The sequence below is a fragment of the Paraburkholderia sp. genome (assembly GCF_036488795.1).
In the GTDB taxonomy this organism is placed as follows: Bacteria; Pseudomonadota; Gammaproteobacteria; order Burkholderiales; family Burkholderiaceae; genus Paraburkholderia.
In genome coordinates this window covers 38,144-55,230 of record NZ_DASXHA010000122.1, presented here as the reverse complement: position 1 = coordinate 55,230, position 17,087 = coordinate 38,144, and the positions used below count along the sequence as shown (strand labels likewise).

17 protein-coding genes are annotated in these 17,087 nt (G+C 60.9%); 9 read left to right on the top strand and 8 right to left on the bottom strand.

What is annotated here, in order from left to right; translation table 11 throughout:
- Positions 1-122: 122 nt before the first annotated feature.
- The 6 genes from VGH41_RS17770 (at position 123) to VGH41_RS17745 (ending at position 7,641) form a co-directional block, all read left to right on the top strand.
- Complete coding sequence (locus tag VGH41_RS17770; RefSeq protein ID WP_331598823.1) at positions 123-1,535, top strand: TolC family protein; 1,413 nt, start codon at positions 123-125, stop codon at positions 1,533-1,535.
- Positions 1,525-2,655, top strand: coding sequence for an efflux RND transporter periplasmic adaptor subunit (locus tag VGH41_RS17765; RefSeq protein WP_331598822.1), 1,131 nt, complete (start codon positions 1,525-1,527; stop codon positions 2,653-2,655). The genes VGH41_RS17770 and VGH41_RS17765 overlap by 11 nt, the downstream gene beginning before the upstream one ends.
- The gene (locus tag VGH41_RS17760; RefSeq protein ID WP_331598820.1) at positions 2,652-5,699 is read left to right on the top strand and encodes an efflux RND transporter permease subunit; all 3,048 of its coding nucleotides are present in this window, start codon (positions 2,652-2,654) and stop codon (positions 5,697-5,699) included. The genes VGH41_RS17765 and VGH41_RS17760 overlap by 4 nt, the downstream gene beginning before the upstream one ends.
- Before the next feature lie 192 nt (positions 5,700-5,891).
- Entirely contained in the window at positions 5,892-6,491 is a 600-nt protein-coding gene (locus VGH41_RS17755; protein WP_331598819.1) for a LysE family translocator, read from the top strand.
- A gap of 157 nt (positions 6,492-6,648) precedes the next feature.
- Positions 6,649-7,047, top strand: a complete 399-nt coding sequence (locus VGH41_RS17750) for an RcnB family protein (protein WP_331598818.1) — start codon at positions 6,649-6,651, stop codon at positions 7,045-7,047.
- A gap of 153 nt (positions 7,048-7,200) precedes the next feature.
- Positions 7,201-7,641, top strand: coding sequence for a PRC-barrel domain-containing protein (locus tag VGH41_RS17745; RefSeq protein WP_331598817.1), 441 nt, complete (start codon positions 7,201-7,203; stop codon positions 7,639-7,641).
- A 43-nt stretch (positions 7,642-7,684) separates the two neighbouring features.
- Here VGH41_RS17745 and VGH41_RS17740 read toward each other — a convergent pair whose 3' ends face one another.
- Positions 7,685-8,941, bottom strand: a complete 1,257-nt coding sequence (locus VGH41_RS17740) for a hypothetical protein (protein WP_331598816.1) — start codon at positions 8,939-8,941, stop codon at positions 7,685-7,687.
- Positions 8,942-8,963: 22 nt separating this feature from the next.
- On the opposite strand from VGH41_RS17740, the gene VGH41_RS17735 reads away from it, so the two are divergent.
- Entirely contained in the window at positions 8,964-9,947 is a 984-nt protein-coding gene (locus tag VGH41_RS17735) for a glycosyltransferase family 9 protein (RefSeq protein ID WP_331598815.1), read from the top strand.
- A gap of 15 nt (positions 9,948-9,962) precedes the next feature.
- Here VGH41_RS17735 and VGH41_RS17730 read toward each other — a convergent pair whose 3' ends face one another.
- Both VGH41_RS17730 and VGH41_RS17725 read right to left on the bottom strand, forming a co-directional pair.
- Entirely contained in the window at positions 9,963-10,226 is a 264-nt protein-coding gene (locus VGH41_RS17730; RefSeq protein ID WP_331598814.1) for a hypothetical protein, read from the bottom strand.
- A gap of 245 nt (positions 10,227-10,471) precedes the next feature.
- Positions 10,472-12,019, bottom strand: a complete 1,548-nt coding sequence (locus tag VGH41_RS17725) for an FAD-dependent oxidoreductase (RefSeq protein ID WP_331598813.1) — start codon at positions 12,017-12,019, stop codon at positions 10,472-10,474.
- 56 nt (positions 12,020-12,075) lie between these two features.
- Between VGH41_RS17725 and VGH41_RS17720 the strand changes: the two genes are divergently transcribed.
- A complete protein-coding gene (locus tag VGH41_RS17720) occupies positions 12,076-12,231 on the top strand; it encodes a hypothetical protein (RefSeq protein ID WP_331598811.1) in 156 nt (51 codons plus the stop codon).
- A gap of 82 nt (positions 12,232-12,313) precedes the next feature.
- On the opposite strand, the gene VGH41_RS17715 is transcribed toward VGH41_RS17720, so the two are convergent.
- A complete protein-coding gene (locus VGH41_RS17715) occupies positions 12,314-12,685 on the bottom strand; it encodes a hypothetical protein (protein WP_331598810.1) in 372 nt (123 codons plus the stop codon).
- 468 nt (positions 12,686-13,153) lie between these two features.
- Entirely contained in the window at positions 13,154-13,309 is a 156-nt protein-coding gene (locus tag VGH41_RS17710; protein WP_331598809.1) for a DUF3309 family protein, read from the bottom strand.
- Between the two features lie 233 nt (positions 13,310-13,542).
- Here VGH41_RS17710 and VGH41_RS17705 point away from each other — a divergent pair, with 233 nt between their 5' ends.
- Positions 13,543-14,388 (top strand): CHAD domain-containing protein, encoded by an 846-nt coding sequence (locus VGH41_RS17705; RefSeq protein WP_331598808.1) that lies wholly within the window; start codon positions 13,543-13,545, stop codon positions 14,386-14,388.
- Here the strand turns inward: VGH41_RS17705 and VGH41_RS17700 are convergent.
- The 3 genes from VGH41_RS17700 to VGH41_RS17690 form a co-directional block, all read right to left on the bottom strand.
- Positions 14,385-15,983, bottom strand: a complete 1,599-nt coding sequence (locus tag VGH41_RS17700; protein WP_414696677.1) for an SH3 domain-containing protein — start codon at positions 15,981-15,983, stop codon at positions 14,385-14,387. The two genes, VGH41_RS17705 and VGH41_RS17700, sit on opposite strands and share 4 nt — an antisense overlap.
- 147 nt (positions 15,984-16,130) lie before the next feature.
- On the bottom strand, positions 16,131-16,505 hold the full coding sequence (locus VGH41_RS17695; protein WP_331598807.1) for a DUF2784 domain-containing protein: 375 nt from the start codon (positions 16,503-16,505) through the stop codon (positions 16,131-16,133).
- A 57-nt stretch (positions 16,506-16,562) separates the two neighbouring features.
- Positions 16,563-17,021, bottom strand: coding sequence for a hypothetical protein (locus VGH41_RS17690; RefSeq protein ID WP_331598806.1), 459 nt, complete (start codon positions 17,019-17,021; stop codon positions 16,563-16,565).
- Between the last annotated feature and the right edge of the window lie 66 nt (positions 17,022-17,087).

Here is a 17,087-nt window from a genome sequence, read left to right as displayed (position 1 = left end):
AACAGCCCCTTAAGCATTACTTAAGCGGTTCATCGGGAAAATCATCCGGGTTCCCATGCGTCATTGCGCATGGACTTCAAGCTGCCTGCCTGATTGTTCCCATTTCGACCCAGGAGACGGTATTGCCCGCCGATTCAAACATTGCTGTCGATGCCTTCATGATGCGCGTGCTGGCAGCAGGCTGCGTGATGCTGTTTGCCGGTTGCAGCTGGTATCACCACGAGCCGTTGTCCGGGCAGGATACGTCCGTCTCGACGCGCACACTGGAGCGCGTGCAGATCGATCCCGCGACGATGCCATTACCGGAACTCAAGGCACACCGTTTCGATCCGTCTGATGGACTGGACATCGAAGAAGTCGCAATGCTCGCGGTGGCCAACAATCCCGATCTGAAGCTGACTCGCGACGATCTGGGAATCGCTCGCGCGCAGGCGTTTTCTGCAGGTCTGCTGCCTGATCCGCAGCTTGGCCTGTCGAGTGACTATCCGGGCATGGAGGGTTATTCGCGAGCCTTCACCTATGGCTTGAGCATGGACGTGATGGCGATCGTCACGCGCGGCGCGAACCGGAAATCCGCGGATGCGACCGTGGTGAAGACCGATCTTGGCTTGCTGTGGCAGGAATGGCAAGTTGTCGCGCAGGCAAAGCAGTTGTTCCTCAAGGCGCGTTTTCAGCAAGAGAGCTTGCCGTTGCTGCAGGAACAATGCGATCTGACGCGGACACGCTATGAAAGCATGGCCGAAGCACAGCGCGCGGGAAATCTGACCGAAGACGTGACGACTGCCGCACTCATCGCCTATAGCGATGCGCGCAAACAATACGACGACGCACAGCGTGCCGCCGAGCAGACCCATCACGACCTGAATGCGTTGCTTGGCCTTTCTCAGGACGTTCAGCTCGAACTCACAGGTAATGACGAGATCGAGCCGGTAGCGGGCAGCGACATCGACGCCGCACTGGCCGCGTTGCCGCAACGGCGTCCCGATCTGCTCGCGCTGCGCGCAGGCTACGAGGCGCAGGAGCAGAAGTATCGCGCGGCGATCCTGAGCCAGTTTCCGAGCCTGTCGGTGGGTTTCGTACGCGCCCGCGATACTTCGGAGATCTACACGAGTGGCTTTCAGATCAACCTGAGTCTGCCCATCTTCAACCGCAATCGCGGTAACGTCGCGATTGAACAGGCGACTCGGCAGCGGCTGCGCGACGAATATCAAACGCGTCTGAACCAGGCATACGCGGATGTCGCGCACATGCGTACGGACAGTGAAATCTTGCAGGGCCAGTTGCAGCGAACCGAATCGGCATTGCCTGGCGTCTATAGAGCCGCGCAGCATGCGAGCGACGCCTACGCCGAGCATGACCTGACGCTGGGCGCGTACACCGATGCACAAAGCGCCGCACTCACTAAACGCATCGACATTGCGACGTTGCGTGAATTGCTTGCCGAACAGCGGGTGGCTCTGCAAGCACTGCTAGGCAGCGCGATTCCCGATGCCTCCTCCTCCGATCAGACCATTACCGAAACTCATGCGAAATAGTCGTTTTCCGATGCAGACGAGCCGCGTTGCGGCGTGTTTCGCCATCATGGCCTTCGCCGCCGTCGTCGCGTTCGTCATGCTTGCTACGTCGGGCAGGAGTCGCGCTGCCGTGACGCAGGAAGCCGCTGCTACGGTCGTTGCTGTACAGACCTCGCCCGTACAGCGCGCCACGGTGGCGCAGCCGGTGCGCGGCTATGGCATCGTCGCGGCGTCTCCGTCGAACGTGACCACGATCAGCCTGCCGTATGGCGTGCGCATCACGCAGCTACGCGTGCAGCCGGGCCAGAGCGTCGCGCGCGGCACGCCGCTCGTCATCGTGCAGGCCGATCCCGCCGCGGTGCTGGCCGCCGCTCAGGCGAAGAGCACGGTGACGCTCGCGCAAGGCGAAGTCGCGCGTACGCAGTCGCTTCTGGACAAGGGGCTTGCCACGCAATCGCAACTCGCGGGTGCAAACAAGACCTTGCAGGATGCGCAGCAAGCGCTGGCCGCACAGAATCATTTGAATATCGGCACCGGCAGCAATACGATCGCCGCACCGTTCGACGGCGTGGTGTTGAATGTGGCCGTCGCGCAGGGCGATCAGATCCAGGCAGGTGCCGCGATCCTGCAACTGGCGGCCGCCAACGGCAACAAGGACATGCGCGCCAACGTGATGCTCGGGATCGAGCCGTCTGACGTCGCATCCATTCACACTGGGGACGCCGTGTTGCTACGCGGCCTGTCCACGTCTCTTGTGAAAACTGTGGCAATGGGGCGTGTAGTGATGGTGGGCGCTTCGGTAGATGCGCAAAGCCAACTGGTCAATGTGGGCGCCAATGTGCCGCTTGCGCAGACGCCGTTCATTCCCGGTACGCGCGTGAGTGCCGATATCGAAACGCGGGTTGGCCCGCACTGGGCGGTGCCGCGCTCAGCGGTACTGAAAGATGCCGCGGGCGCATACGTGTTTCAGATATCGCCGGATCGCAAGGCGCATCGCGTGAATGTCGTCATTCAGGTGGAGGAGAGCGATCGCTATGGGGTGGACGGACCGCTCGATGCAGCGCGGCCCGTCGTCACCAGCGGCAACTATGAACTGCAAGACGGCATGGCCGTGCAAGCGAGCGGAGACGCCGCGCAATGAACTTCGGCCAATGGATGCAGATGCATCGGCGCTCGCTGCTGTTCGTGATTGCGCTGCTTGCGATTGCGGGCGCGCTGACCGCCTTCCGTCTACCGATCTCGCTGTTCCCGAACGTGGCGTTTCCACGCGCGGTCGTGTCGCTCGATGCCGGCGACCGTCCTGCGGAACAGATGGCGACGCTGGTGACGATGCCGGTCGAAGAGGCGTTGCGGCGCGTGCCCAATGTGCGCGATGTCGAGTCGAAGACGAGCCGCGGCTCGGCGGAGATCTCGATCAACTTCGACTGGGGCACTGACATGGCGCAGGCGACGTTGCAGGCGCAGTCGGCGATCAGCGAGATTCTGGCGAGCTTGCCGCCAGGGACCTCGATGCAGGTTCGGCGCATGGACCCGACCGTATTTCCGGTGCTTGCCTATAGCCTCACGTCGCAACAGCAGTCGCTGTCGGCGCTGCACGATCTCGCGCAGTTCCAGATGCGGCCGTTGCTGTCCTCGGTGGAAGGCGTAGCGCGTGTCGAGGTGACGGGCGGCGCGCAGGACGAGTTCGAAGTCGCAATTGATCCGGCGCGGCTCGCTGCATACAAGCTTTCGCTCGCGGATGTGTCGAGGGCCGTCGGCGCCAGCAATGTGCTGATGGCGACGGGCCGCATCGAAGATCACTACAAGCTGTACCTGGTGGTAGCCGACTCGACGGTCACGCACATTGATGAACTGAAGAACGTGGTGGTGTCGACCAGTGGTGCGAACCAGCTACGCCTCGGCGATATCGCCGGCGTCACACAGGGCGTGGTGCCGCAATGGATGCGCGTGACCGCCGATGGCAAGGACGCGGTGCTGATCAACATCTTTCAGCAACCGGGCGCCAACAGCGTGGCGATGGCCAAAGCGATCCACGCAAAGCTCGCGGACTTTCAGAAACAGATGCCGCCAGGGGTGCGTCTTGCGAACTGGTACGACCAGAGCGAACTGGTGATTGCGTCGGCAACCAGCGTGCGCGATGCCATCATGATCGGCGTCGTACTCGCAGCGCTCACGCTGTTCGCGTTTCTGCGCAACTGGAAGATCACTGCTATTGCGGTGGCGCTCGTGCCGGTGGTGATGGCGGCCACCATCTTGCTGCTGGATGTGTTCGGCATGGGCTTTAACATCATGACGCTCGGCGGCATGGCCGCCGCGGTGGGTCTCGTGATTGACGATGCGATCGTCATGATCGAACACATCGTGCGGCGCATGCGCGAAGCGGGGGCTCATGCGTTTCACGGCCGCGTCATGTCGGCCGCGCTTGAATTCACGCGGCCATTGGCGGGCTCATCCGCAGCGACGCTGATCATTTTCGTGCCGCTCGCGTTTTTGTCGGGGGTGACGGGCGCGTTCTTCAAGGCGCTTTCGGTCACGATGGCGAGCGCCCTGTTCATTTCGTTCCTGGTAACCTGGCTCGCGGTGCCGATACTGTGCGACCGCTGGCTGAAAGCGAAAGACGCCGAGGAACATCATGAAACACGCTTTGCGGTATGGATGAACAGGCGCTATGCGGCGCTCGTTCAAACCGTGAGCGCACGACCCATCCTCGTGCTGATCGGTGTGATTCCGCTGATTGTCGTTGCAGGTCTGGCGTTTACGCGTGTAGGCAGCGGCTTTATGCCGACCATGGACGAAGGCGGCTTTGTGCTCGACTATCACACTGAACCAGGCACGTCGATTACTGAAACAGATCGCTTGATGAAGCAGGTCGAAGCGATCATCAGGGCGAACCCGAACGTCGCCACATATTCACGGCGCACGGGTGCGGGGCTTGGCGGCGATCTGAACGAGCCGAACAAAGGCGACTTTTTTGTGCGCCTCAAATCCGGCAACCGCGAGCCGATCGAAACGGTGATGGAAGAGATCCGTACGAAGATCGAGGCGCAGGTGCCAGGTGTGAATATCGAACTGGCGCAGTTGATGGAGGATCTGATTGGCGACCTGACCGCGGTGCCGCAACCGGTGCAGATCAAGATCTACTCCGACGATCAGAACACGCTGGATACGACCGCGCAGAAGGTAGCGGAGCGGATCAGCAAGATCGCCGGCATTGTCGATGTGAACAACGGCATCAACCCGGCTGGCGATGCGCTCGAACTGCATATCCGGCCCGAAGCCGCGGCTGCCGAAGGAATGGATCCGCAAGCGATCGCTCAGGCTGTGTCCGACATGGTGCAGGGTAATGTGGCCACGCAGTTTCAGAGTGGGCCGAAGACGGTGGGCGTGCGGGTGCGCGTGGGGGGCGCGCTGCGGCTGACGGACACGCAACTGGGACAACTGCAGATTCGCGCGCCGGATGGTCATCTGTTTGCGTTGAACCGGGTGGCGGAGCGCGTTGCTGTCAGCGGACAACCCGAGATCAGCCGCGACAACCTGAAGCGGATGGTGGCCGTGACGGCGCGTATCGACGGCCGCGATCTGGGTTCGACGATTGCCGACGTGCAGAATGCGCTAGGTGAGAAGAGCCTCTTGCCCGCAAGCGTTTATTACGAGCTGGGTGGTCTTTATCAGCAACAGCAGATTGCCTTCAAAGGCCTGCTGACGGTGTTCGGTGCGGCAGTGGCGCTCGTATTCGGTTTGCTGCTCTTTCTGTACGAGCGTTTCCGTGTGGCGCTTGCCGTGATGGCGATGCCGCTCATGGCCACGGGCGCGGTATTCGTCGGCCTGTGGATCACCGGGATCGAGCTCAATATCTCCGCGATGATGGGCATGACCATGATCATCGGGATCGTGACGGAAGTGGCCATCTTCTACGTGTCGGAACTGCAGGGGCTGGTGCGTGACGAAGGCATACCGTTCGAGCAGGCCTTGATCGACGCGGGGCGCAACCGCCTGCGTCCAATCGCCATGACCACGATTGCCGCCATTCTCGCGCTATTGCCGCTGGCGTTTGCGCTTGGGCAAGGGTCTGCCATGCAGCAGCCGTTGGCGATTGCGATTATCTCCGGCCTGATCGTGCAATTGCCGTTGGTCTTGCTGCTGTTGCCCGTGCTGCTCAAGCTGTTGATGAAGAAAGTGATCTAAAGCGGGGTGTCTTCTTTTGGACACCCGCCTTTTGAATCTTGTGCGACGCCCCATTATTTTTGTGCGATTGAGAGCCACCAGATCAATGGCGTATCATGCAAGACTTCTTGTCAACGCGGAATGCCCAATTCTTCCGCATCTGGTTACGCAGTTCTTTGACTGACCTGCTCCGGGCATTCTCTCTGCTCACCCATGCTTACCACTTCAAGTGCAGCGCTGTTCGTGCTCGGTACTTCGGTCGTACTGATCATGCCGGGACCCACCAATACCTTGCTCGCGGCAGCCGGACTCAAGCAGGGTGTGCGGCGTGCAGCAAAGCTCACGGCTGCCGAACTTGCCGGCTACCTCGTATCCATTTCGGTGTGGGGACACTTTCTTGCACATGCCGCCAATTCGCTGACCTGGCTGCCTACGCTGGTGCGTACCCTCTGCTGTCTGTACATCGCCTACCTTGCGCTCCGTATGTGGCGCACGGCCGTGGCGTTTTCCTCGGCACCGCAAGCGACCGTCGGTCTGCGTACGTTATTCGTTGCGACACTCCTCAATCCGAAAGCGATTCTGTTCGCAGGAACAATTTTTCCGGCGACTGCCTTTGCCGCATGGTCGGCTTATCTGCAGGCCATGGCGATTTTTGCCGCGCTGCTGATTCCCATCGGACTCGCCTGGATTATGTTCGGTGCGGCGCTCGGCGGCGGCAAGCTGAAGTGGGCACGCCCGGAGCGCGTGCAGCGTTGCGCGTCAGTTGTGCTCGCAACGTTTTGCGTTTCGCTAGCGTGGACGCTGTTTCATTAGACGCGCTTGTGACATCATGGCCGATCTTGCTGGTCGGGCGCAGCGTTGTGAGTATTCATACCGCATCGTGAGCCGGCAAGATGGCTTGGGAAAGTATGGCCGGTACACAAGCCTGTAACCCTTTACCTTCACAGTGTCGTTCTTTTGAGGCTGAACCATGAAATCAGGAATCGTCGTACCGCTAGTGATTGCTTCGTTACTTGCCGCGTCCGCGCCCGCATTCGCGCAGCAACACCATGACGATCACGGCGGCGCTCAGCCTTCGCATGGCCAGCCGGGTCATGACCACGGCGCCCCGCATGGTCATAGTCGTGGCCCCGCGCCGCGCGAAGCCTCCATAGGAGGCCCAGGCGGCCCGATTCCACACAATGACTGGCACAAGGGCGAGCGGCTGCCGCAGGAGTATCGCGATCGCAGCTATGTCGTCGACGACTGGCATGGTCATGGACTGCAAGCGCCGCCGCGTGGTTACCAATGGGTCGGTGTGAACGGAGATTACGTGCTCGCAGCGGTGGCGACCGGCGTGATTGCCAGCGTGCTGCTGTCCGGGCACTGAAATCGGGGCCAGGAATGGCCCCCTCCGCAGATTTTTTTGGCGACGCCGCATCAGGCGTCCTAACATGAACGTACGCCGCGCACCGGGTCCGGCATTTGCCTGATCATTGCTGGTCTGATGCCGCCCCGTCAACGTCAGAACGAAGGGAACGTCATGAAATCGAATCTGCTTGTATGCCTGCTCGCGTCCACACTCGGACTCGCGGCGCTAGACGCGCACGCTCAGGTGGCCGGCGCCCAGCCGCTCGGTATCTCCGTGGAAGAATCGTCGGCAATCGTGGCAGGCTGGAGCGTAAGAAAGTCGATCTTGAACAAGCCGGTCTTCAACGAAAATGGCCAGCGTGTCGGCGTCATTCATGACATCATCGTGGCGCCGGACAAGTCCGTTTCCTATGCAATCATTGCCGCTAACCAGTTTCTGGGTGTGGCACATCACGACGTGGCGATTCCGATCGAGCAACTGGACTTCGCCGATGGCAAGCTGGTGCTCGCCGGTGCAACGAAGCAGGCAATCAAGTCGCTGCCCGAGTTCGAATACGCAAAGGTCAGCTCGGCGCCTAAGCCCAGGGCGCAATACAGCAACGACCATCACTGATTCGCGACGAGGCGCCTGATTGCGGCAAGCTTTAGCGGCGCCTTTAACCGGATCGCCTGGCGTTGCCGTTGTAATAGTCTAAGTCCGTGCTATGCAGCAGCTTTTGCATGTACGGACCGTGCCGCATGAGCGGCGCGCTCGCCAGACATTCCTTCTTCCCACGCAAGCGGTCAGCCGGATTGAGGTCCGGCGCGATGTCCACGCCAGGTGCGTCTTCTGCACTGGGCCAATGTTGACAGTACAGTGTCAACGGTTCGCATGAGCTGCGGAAAACCGGATGAACCGGCTCGCGTTCCTTCATGCCGATAATGCTGCGTTGCCCGAAACGCTCGACGACCGCGCTATACAGGATCTTTTCCAGAAAGTCGTCGTCCTTGACGCGGATGTCCGCAAGCATGTCCATGAAGGCGGGGGTTGCGCGGGCAATGAAGAATTGTGTCGAGATCGACTTGCGCTCACGCACACCATAACGAAATCCAAGCGGTCTGAGCACGCGCGCGAGTTGCGCGCGCAACCTTCTGCCTCGCGACGGCGAGCGCGTCCATTGAGGGAGGCAATCGGTGCTCCAGGAGGATGCGGCGATGACGGCTTCGGGACGGTCGGCGAGCGCCTGCAGATAGCGCTTGATCACTTTCTGATCGAACACCCACGTGTCCGCTTCGAGATGCACCACATATTCCGCTCCGAAATGCGCCACGGCTGCGCGCATTGAGGCGAGCAGAAGGTCGGCTGCGCCAGCGGTCAGCGGCAGTGGCTCGCGCTGCACCAGCACGTCTTCGATGTAGCGCGTGTAGCCCGCCCCCGAACACGCGTGCACCACAGGCCATTTGTAAGCCCAGTTTAGCTTGATGATCTCGAGGGAAATTCGCGCGCAATCGGTACGATTGAACGAGGTCAAACACACGACGACTTGCATGATGGGCGAATGGCGATCAAAGAATGAGCCGACGGCCGGAGTCGAACCCGGTCGATTTGACCGGCATCTTGCATCAACGCGGACGGCGCGAATTGCCGCGTTGCTTACGGGAAATTTCAGGGAGGGCGCGGCTTGGGCCGGTTCCCGAAAGGCTCCTGTATTCCGGCCCGTGGCGTCGGTATTGGCTGGCCGTCCACGTGAAAGCCGATAGACAGGGGGTTTGAGCGGCCGCCTGAAACAGGCCGCAGAAATAGTTGGAAAGAAAAGGGTGCCGAGCGCCAGGATTTCGATGGCCTCGCTCGTCCCGTCGGTTTCGAAGGGAAATAGGCGGCAACAGACCTGAATCGATGCATTGCCGATTTTTGTGGCAACATGCGGTCGCATCTACTTAGGCTGGATTGAGCGAATGGAAAACGATCAGGCGCAACAGGCGAATCATGTCGATTCGATCGGTCGCGGCGAACCTGATGTTCAAGCCGCTCAACGCAGCGTGGCGTTTGTCATGTCGCCTGCCTTGGGCGACACGCTCAACCTGCTGATCGTTGCTCATAATTTGCGGCGCGCTGGCTGGCGGGTGGACGTGTTCGGCGACCACGCGCATGCGCTGGCGGCCTGGTTTGCGCATCTGAGCATCGCGCCGGCGCTTAAGGCGGATGACGCACCTCGCATGCTGATGCGCTATCCGGTCGTGATCCAGATGCATCGCGACCGGCCACTCGCGCAACTGCGCGACTGGCATGCAGGTTTTATCGATCTGCATGAAGTGGAGTATGGCAAGAACGCCGACTGCATGGCGAAGCGCTTTGCGGATTTTGCCGCAGCCAGGTTCAAGCTTGCCGACGTAGTGATTTCCAATGGCATGCGTCCCCCGGGTGATTTGACATTCCGCAAGCACGCGTCGCGCGTGGCGATGCATCCGGAAGCGAGCACACCTGACAAGCGCTGGCTACCAGATCGCTTTGTGCAATTGTCGCGCCGTCTGGAGGCGGCCGGCATGCAGGTCGAACTGATTGTCGAAGACCGCGAACGCTCGCGCTGGGAGAGCCTTGGCTGCGCGCTGCCGCCGTTGCGTTCGTTCGCTTCTACCGCGTTGCTGGCTGAGTGGCTCTACGAGTCCGGCTGGTTTATTGGTAACGATTCAGGGGTGGGGCATCTCGCGTCGTCGCTTGGCCTGCCGACCCTGACCATTTTCCGGCGCCGCGGTGTGGCGCAACGCTGGCGTCCGGGCTTCGCCACTGGCGACATCATGCTGCCGTCATGGTGGCTGCCTACCGCGGGTTTAAAGGAGCGGTGGTGGCGCGAGAGCATTACCGTTGGGCGCGTACTGAAGGCATTTTTTGCGTTGCGCACCCGTGTTACCAGGAAATGGATTCGACACGAGACGTCTTGAGCTTTCCTTAAGAATCTAGCGAAGGCCGAAGTCTGCTGCAGTGGAAAATTCATCCTCTTCGTTAGATGGGGCGTCTTCCCGCTTCGAAAGTTCGAGTGCGCGCAGTACCTGCTCCAGCCGGTTCATCTTGTCCCGGTGCGGAGGCACCGCTGCGGCTTTGCGCAGCGCATTCAGCCGGCCGCGCCAGTACTGAAGTGTCGGCACCTTGTCTGTCGCGAGAATATGGGAAAACACATACTCGAGGTGCCTGAGTTCCTGTTCAATGTCCTGATGATTCATTGCATTTGTCCGCACGAGTATTGAGTACTGGGTGGCACAATGCTGTGCAATGTGCGTGCCGCGACCGGAGAAAATGCGGCAGGTTGGCGGAGGCTGATGCGATATGCATTGACGGAAGGCTCCGGCGAACCGCGCACGAAGCCATTGAAAATTTACGCAACGGCGTGGCTAAAGTTACTCGGTCTGACTAATGCGGGACTACGCAACGATGATGCGGTTATGTTCCGAACAATAGGCGGTGGGGCCTATTCGTCTTTGGCCAACTGAAGTGCCTCGTCCGCTGAAAGTCCCGCTTGCAGCGATCCGATCAGGCGTGCGGTAGCCGCTTCACGTTGGCAGGCCAGTACCGCGATTACTTTATGGTCTTTGACATACAGCGCCAGAAACTGGTGGTCCTCGGGCGACCCGTCTATTACGAGGTCGTCCCAGCTGGTCGCATGTCCCAGATACTCAAAGCTGTTGCCGTAGTGGTAGGTCCAGAAATACGGCACCCCCTGATAGCGATTGCGTGCGCCGCACATGTTCTGCGCCGCAATGACCGCATGCTGCTGTGCCACTCGCCAATGCTCGATCCTTAGCGGTTCCTGATTCTCGTACAACGGAAATGCCGCGATGTCCCCGGCCGCATAAAGTCCCGGCGCCGCCTGCATGCCGGCATTGACGATCACACCACCGTCTTTCTGTAACGACAGTCCTTTGAGAAAACCCGTAGCGGGCGAAACGCCGACGCCGATCAACACGGCGTCTATTTCAAGGCGTGCACCGCTCTCGAGGACAATTGCGCGTGCCTGTGAGTTGCTCGCGTCGCCCGCAATTTCGGAGAGTTTCTCGTTGAACCTGAAGACCACCCCCTGGCTTTCATGCAAGTGCTGAAACATCATGCCGAGACGGGAGCCGAACTGACGTTCGAAGGGCACGCGCCCGGATGACACCACCGTAACCTGAGCGCCGCGTTTGCGCAGCGCGGAGGCGACTTCCAGTCCAATAAAGCCGCTGCCAATAATTGCGACGTGGTGCGCGTTTCCGGCGGCTTCAAACAATGCAGCCGCGTCCCGCAGATTGCGCAATAGATAGACCGATTTAAGGTCACAGCCTTTGATCGACGGGAGCTCAGGTACGCTGCCGGTCGCGAGCAACGCGGTGTCGTAGGTGAGTTCCTGCCCGTCCGCAAGGTGGATGCTGCGCTGCGCGACGTCGAGAGCGATGACGCTGGCCTCGATTCGATCGATCTGCTGCTTCTCTAACCAGTGCGGCGGTAACAGCGCAGGCACGTCTGTTGGGCTCATTTCGGCGGACGGCACGAATTTGCTAAGGGCCGTACGGTCATACGGCTCGGGCGACTCCTCGCCGATGAGCGTGATGTGCCCGGCAAAACCGTTGGCGCGCAGCGCGGTGCAAGCTGCGGCACCCGCCGCGCCTGAGCCGACGATAACGAACTTCGGTTTGTCGGTAGTAGTCAAGGTCTTTTGCTTGTCGACCTTCCGCGGCGTTACCCGTACATCATCTCCTTCTACCGTGACGGGATAACAGTCCAGGTCGAACAGGGCGGGTGGTTCGAGCACCTTGCCGGTTGCAATGTCGAAACTACCCTTGTGCCAGGGGCAAACAATGCGGCCATTACATAGCGCCCCTTCTTCGAGTGGACCGCCAGCGTGCGGACAGTCCGCGCCGTACGCGCGCACCGTATCGCCTTGTCTCACGAGCAAAATGTTCTCGCCCTCTACGATGAGGCGCGTCGCGCGATTCTCAGATAACTGCGTTAATTGAATGACGCGCCGGGCATCTGCTGACATGGCGAGTTCCTCGGGATAGGGCATGAAGCATAGGGCATGAAGCGCACGCTAGACTCATGGCCAATGCCAATCATCTCAACGGTGAGCTTCAACAATTTCTTCTCGCTGAAGCGGAATTCTTCAAGCTGCAGTGGGGCATGGGTACGGCGACCGCTGGACATATCAGGTTAGCAAGCGACGTACCTGATGCGCTGCACGCCGCACCCGGTTGAACTCTTCAGTGGAGGGTCTTGAGTAGCGGCGGCGATCGTGCCGCCGCTCAATCAACGGGGGCCTCATCGCCTCATCTGGGCATTATTGGCCGTTGTTCGTCGTGCCGTTCTGCATGGGTTGCGCCTGGTTATACGTACCGTTGGGCGACCGGTTGGTTGCTGGATTGGGCGTCGATCCCGTGCCGGTACCCACGCCGCCGCCGGTCGCGGTGTTGCCAGGTGAGCCGAAGCCGCTGGTATCGCCCGGACGGTTCATGCCGCCGGCACCACCACCCGGCGCTGCCATGCCACCTGCGCCACCCGCGTTGCCGCCGCCTGCGCCCACGCCGGCACCCGCTCCACCGCCGCCCGCGCCACCGGCCCCACCGGCGCCTCCGCCAGCCTGAGCATAGACACCGCCAGAAAGCGCCATCACCACCGCGCAGGCAAGAAGTTTCTTCGTTGTGCTGTTCATTTTCAGATCTCCAGTAGACAAGGTTGTGGGCCAGACGGATGTTCCGTCTGCACACTCATACCGGCCGCAAGCGGCGTGCCGCTGGATAATGGCAACTGGCGCACGTGCAAATGTGTGGCGGAGTTTTGTGGAGGTTTGACACAGCGGGGGAGCGCGTCGCACATACCGAAAGCACCATGCTTGAATGTTGCAAGCGGCGTGTAAAAACTCGCTACTGGCTGTACGGAGAGGAAGCTACGGAGAGGAAGCTACGGAGGCACCCACAGGGAATAGGCTGCACAGGACGGCGTGCCGTATTCCCGTGCACATAAGCCGCGTATCTTGCGAATCAGTTGAGAGTCAGCGTTGTGTGAAAAGGGAATGTGCTCCACCGCATCCGCTCTGGCGCCACGGTGGAGCCTGTATTGCACCCTATGCCATGCGGCCGCTTTGCATGCGCATAGGACTACGACTCACGAGAAGCGGGCGTCATATCTGTCCCATAACCACAAGAACGATAACGACGATGACGACGATACCAATCGTGCCTGTCGGTGCATACCCCCATGACCGGCTATGCGGCCAGGAGGGGAATGCGCCGATGAGGAGCAGGATCAAAACGATCAGAAGAATGGTTCCCAACATAACGCCTCCCTGGACGTGTGTAATTCATTTTGCAGGGCAATACCGCCGCTGCGCATGGCCACTCATCCGCAATACGCGTGCCAACTCCTTAGACGCCGGAAAGATCGTGACTTTGTGAAAGACCGACGCGCAGCCAGTGGGAAATGGCTTGAGCAGCCTGAACGTGTGGACTTGCATTGCCGGGAACCGTAATTGCAGCGTGCTGGAGGCTGACGTGCAATCAGGGGGCTTGAATGAAGGACGAAAATATCGGAAAAACCGAAGCGAGTTCGCTCAACAGCGTGTCGGCGCAAAGCGCATTTGCGTCATTGGCATCGCCCCTGGTGGACGCGGCCATCGAGCACGCCGGGACCATCAGTACCGATGCTTCTGCCGAAACCTTGCATAAATTACGCGTGGCCTTGCGGCGTCTGCGCTCGCTATGGTGGGCGTATCGGCCGTTGCTGAAGAAAGATGAAAATACCCGCCAGCAGGCGCTTTACCGGTATCTCGCGACGTCTGCGGGCAAGACACGCGACTGGGACATCCTCATCCAGCTTTTGACGCGTTTTTCCGGCAAAGCCTCCTTGCCGCCGGGTGCCCTCGACGCGGCTCGCGCGGACGCGCTCGCAACCAGCCGGGAGACGATTGCCAATGCCGATGCGAAGCACATTCTGCGCGAAACGCTAAGTTCGGCTACCACCGAATTGAACACGGCGCGCGGCCGGGTGCCGCTGAAAAAGTTTGCCGGCAAGCGGCTGGGGCAAGCAGAGAAAACCTTGCGCAAGCGCATGAACCGCGCTGCGAAGGCGAAGCGATCCGACTATGCGGCGTTTCACAACGTTCGCAAGGCCGGCAAGAAGGTTCGTTATCTGCTCGAGTTGTTTGCGCCGGTGTATCGCGAACGCGCAGGCAAGACAGTGAAGCGCTTGAAGAAAGTCCAGAAACGTTTCGGCAAACTGAACGATGTGGTTGCCAGCGAAGCTTTGCTGCGCGATAGCGCCGACCAGCTCGGCGCAGACCTGAATCCGGACACCGCCTTGCGCGCGCTGGAAAAGGAACGCAAGCACCGGATGCGCGCGGCGGTGAAGTTACTTTAACTGGCCGGATTATCGTCGTCAGGCGGTATGGCGTTGCCGGCCGCGGGGGTGCCGAGGATGCTGATCTGGAAGATGGGCGTTCCTGCTAACGACTGCAGATCCGGATCTTCGGGAATCCGCGCGAGCAACGGCATGATCACCGAACCGCCAATCACTGCGCGGCGGCTATTGTCGGCCGGCCGCAAGCCCCACACGTCCTGGTAGACCACCGGCACGAGGTGGCCGTCGCGCGTGGTATTGCCCAGATAGAGCATGACGTGACCGCCGATATAGATCAGCGTGCGCATCGGCTCGCCGTGTTGCGCGAGGTAATCGATGCGTTCGGCTGGCGTGGAGGCCGACAGATCGAGCATGCGCCCCGCACTCATCTGCGTCGACGAGTGGCGCGGCAACCAGACGCCGAAGGCCGCGAAGATGCTCTGCAATTCAGACGAGCAGTCGTTATAGAAGCCTGTATTACCCCAACCGTAGGGGCGCCCGATCAGTGCTTTGATCAGCATCGCGAGATGGCGCGGCGTGGCACTGAGCGGCACGCTGGTGATTTCCTTGTCGCTGATCTGAGCGATGCGGGCGAGGGCGTTGCCGTTTTCATCGCGTGCGGGCACCAGCACGCTGCGCAGCGTCGCGGAGTCGCCTGGCGCGAGCGGCAGCAACGTGCCGGCAGGCGCGTCGAAGCGGTATGCGCCACGAATATCGTGCACGGGCGCAGAAGCCACGATGACCGCGGCGAGTCCGTTGCGTGACGCGCTGCGCCAGATATCGACGAACCCTGGCGTCACCATGCCGACCTTGTCACTGCGCATCCAACCCTGCACATCGGGTGTCTGCACGTAATACCAGCCACCGTCGAGGCTGCTGCCCAGCACATAAAGCGGTGTGCCCGGGCGCGCTGCGGAAATCTGCAGATTGTCGAATGGGTAGCCTTCGCCTGCGAGTCGCCGGTCATAGAATGACGGGTCCATGGTGGGCAGTTCCCGTATCAGCGCGTTGTCCGTGGCAATGGCGCGACGTGCGGCCAGATAGCCCGGCGCGCGCTCGAACTGGTCCACGTCCATGTTCTGCGCGATGGCATCGATCCATGCCTGCGTGTGTTCACGGAAGTTCTGTCCGTAGCCAATGGAGCGCCCGCTCTTGTCTGCGTTGTCGTATGAGGCGATGCGGCGACGCTGCAATGCGACGATATCGGTGCCGCCATTTTTATAAACGCGGGTATCGACGTAGACGCTGTTCCATGGCGATGCGTGGTCGGTGCCGGTGCCGAAGTAGCGTGTACGCAGCGCCTCCGCGTGGGTGCGCTGGTCTTCTGCACTCAGGAATGGCTGGTCGTAGCCCGGACTGGCCGGATCGATCCAGTGATCGACGTTCTGGTCGTAAGCGGCCATCGGGAAGATGCTGACCGGGTCGGCGTACGCCTGCATGTCGTGAGACGCACGGGGCGTGGTACACGCAGCGAGTGCGACGGCGCACAGCGCGGCGGCGGCAACCCGCAGCCCGGCGAATACGCCGGCTCGCGGCGCACGCGCCTGGGCGCGGAGGCTTGATGACTGAAAGGGCTGGGGTTCAGCCTGAATCCGGGGCGACGCGGCAACGGGCATAGGGCTCGAAGGTGGATGACCGAGGTGCAGATGATACGACGTCTCGGGCATGCGATCGAGATTCGACGCGCCAACGCCTGCGCAGGATCGCAGATATCCCGCAAGCAGGACCTTTAAGCGGTCGAACAGAGTGTCAGCTCGCGCGGCTTAGGCGCGGCTTCGTGGCGGAATGCACCACCACGTCAGCATCACTAACAGAGCGAATGTCACGTAAGCGAGCGTGAAGGTCCACGTGGGAAGGTCGTAGAAAAGAAGCCGGCTCACCCAGCGCTGAATGCAGCCCTGCGAGCCGGTCGAGCCGTTACGCAGCCAGTCTTCCAGGACGGTCAGCGGACACGCAAGATCCAGCACCGAGAGGACGGCCACAATGCCGATTGCAAGCAGATGGGTGAACCGCAGCCTGCGATTGCGCACCCATTGCCAGTTGCGCCACGCGCCAATCCAGATGGCGGGCAGGCAAGCCACGATGAACAACGCGAGCAGCGCATGCACGGTGAGCACCGCATCCGCCAGAGCGGTCATGTTCCCCTCACGCGGTTTGCCGCCGGAACGCGGCCACGCGGTCTAGCTTACCGCTTCTTACTGCCGCGGCGCAGGCGGCGCGTCCGGCGCCTGCGGCATGTCAACACCAAAGCGGTCGCCGCGCGGCCGCCTGTTCGACGCGGCAAGATCTTCCGCAAGACTGGTGCGCAGTGTTGCGATTGCCTGATCCGGATTCGATGGCCTGAGCTGTTCGCGTGCGAGCGAGTCGTACACGAAATGCCGCAACAGCGGGTTTTGCGTGTTGTTCAGCACCTCGTGATAAACCGCGATGATGTCGCCTTCATGCCCGGTCATCGCATACAGACGGCGCAATTGTTCGAGGTCGTTGACGACGGCGAAATCGGGGCCGTGCGCAGGTTGGGCACCGTCATAGTGCTGCGCCTCGCCATGGTCTGGCATCGGCGGGGAAGACGGGGCGTCCTCGGCGACTGCGGACGCCGCGGCAGTGGTCAGCAGCACGATCGCTGCCGCGCGCAGAAGAGTCTTTATCGTCATGTCGATTCCATCGGGTCGGCGTTGGCGCGCCAGTGCGCCAGGCAGAATGAACACGATAGTCGAGAT

Coding starts and splice junctions, on each gene's coding strand:
- VGH41_RS17765 (WP_331598822.1), top strand. CDS start 1,525: ATGCGAAATAGTCGTTTTCCGATGCAGACGAGCCGCGTTGCGGCGTGT.
- VGH41_RS17760 (WP_331598820.1), top strand. CDS start 2,652: ATGAACTTCGGCCAATGGATGCAGATGCATCGGCGCTCGCTGCTGTTC.
- VGH41_RS17755 (WP_331598819.1), top strand. CDS start 5,892: ATGCTTACCACTTCAAGTGCAGCGCTGTTCGTGCTCGGTACTTCGGTC.
- VGH41_RS17750 (WP_331598818.1), top strand. CDS start 6,649: ATGAAATCAGGAATCGTCGTACCGCTAGTGATTGCTTCGTTACTTGCC.
- VGH41_RS17745 (WP_331598817.1), top strand. CDS start 7,201: ATGAAATCGAATCTGCTTGTATGCCTGCTCGCGTCCACACTCGGACTC.
- VGH41_RS17740 (WP_331598816.1), bottom strand. CDS start 8,941: ATGCGACCGCATGTTGCCACAAAAATCGGCAATGCATCGATTCAGGTC.
- VGH41_RS17735 (WP_331598815.1), top strand. CDS start 8,964: ATGGAAAACGATCAGGCGCAACAGGCGAATCATGTCGATTCGATCGGT.
- VGH41_RS17730 (WP_331598814.1), bottom strand. CDS start 10,226: ATGAATCATCAGGACATTGAACAGGAACTCAGGCACCTCGAGTATGTG.
- VGH41_RS17725 (WP_331598813.1), bottom strand. CDS start 12,019: ATGTCAGCAGATGCCCGGCGCGTCATTCAATTAACGCAGTTATCTGAG.
- VGH41_RS17720 (WP_331598811.1), top strand. CDS start 12,076: ATGGCCAATGCCAATCATCTCAACGGTGAGCTTCAACAATTTCTTCTC.
- VGH41_RS17715 (WP_331598810.1), bottom strand. CDS start 12,685: ATGAACAGCACAACGAAGAAACTTCTTGCCTGCGCGGTGGTGATGGCG.
- VGH41_RS17710 (WP_331598809.1), bottom strand. CDS start 13,309: ATGTTGGGAACCATTCTTCTGATCGTTTTGATCCTGCTCCTCATCGGC.
- VGH41_RS17705 (WP_331598808.1), top strand. CDS start 13,543: ATGAAGGACGAAAATATCGGAAAAACCGAAGCGAGTTCGCTCAACAGC.
- VGH41_RS17700 (WP_414696677.1), bottom strand. CDS start 15,983: ATGCCCGTTGCCGCGTCGCCCCGGATTCAGGCTGAACCCCAGCCCTTT.
- VGH41_RS17695 (WP_331598807.1), bottom strand. CDS start 16,505: ATGACCGCTCTGGCGGATGCGGTGCTCACCGTGCATGCGCTGCTCGCG.
- VGH41_RS17690 (WP_331598806.1), bottom strand. CDS start 17,021: ATGACGATAAAGACTCTTCTGCGCGCGGCAGCGATCGTGCTGCTGACC.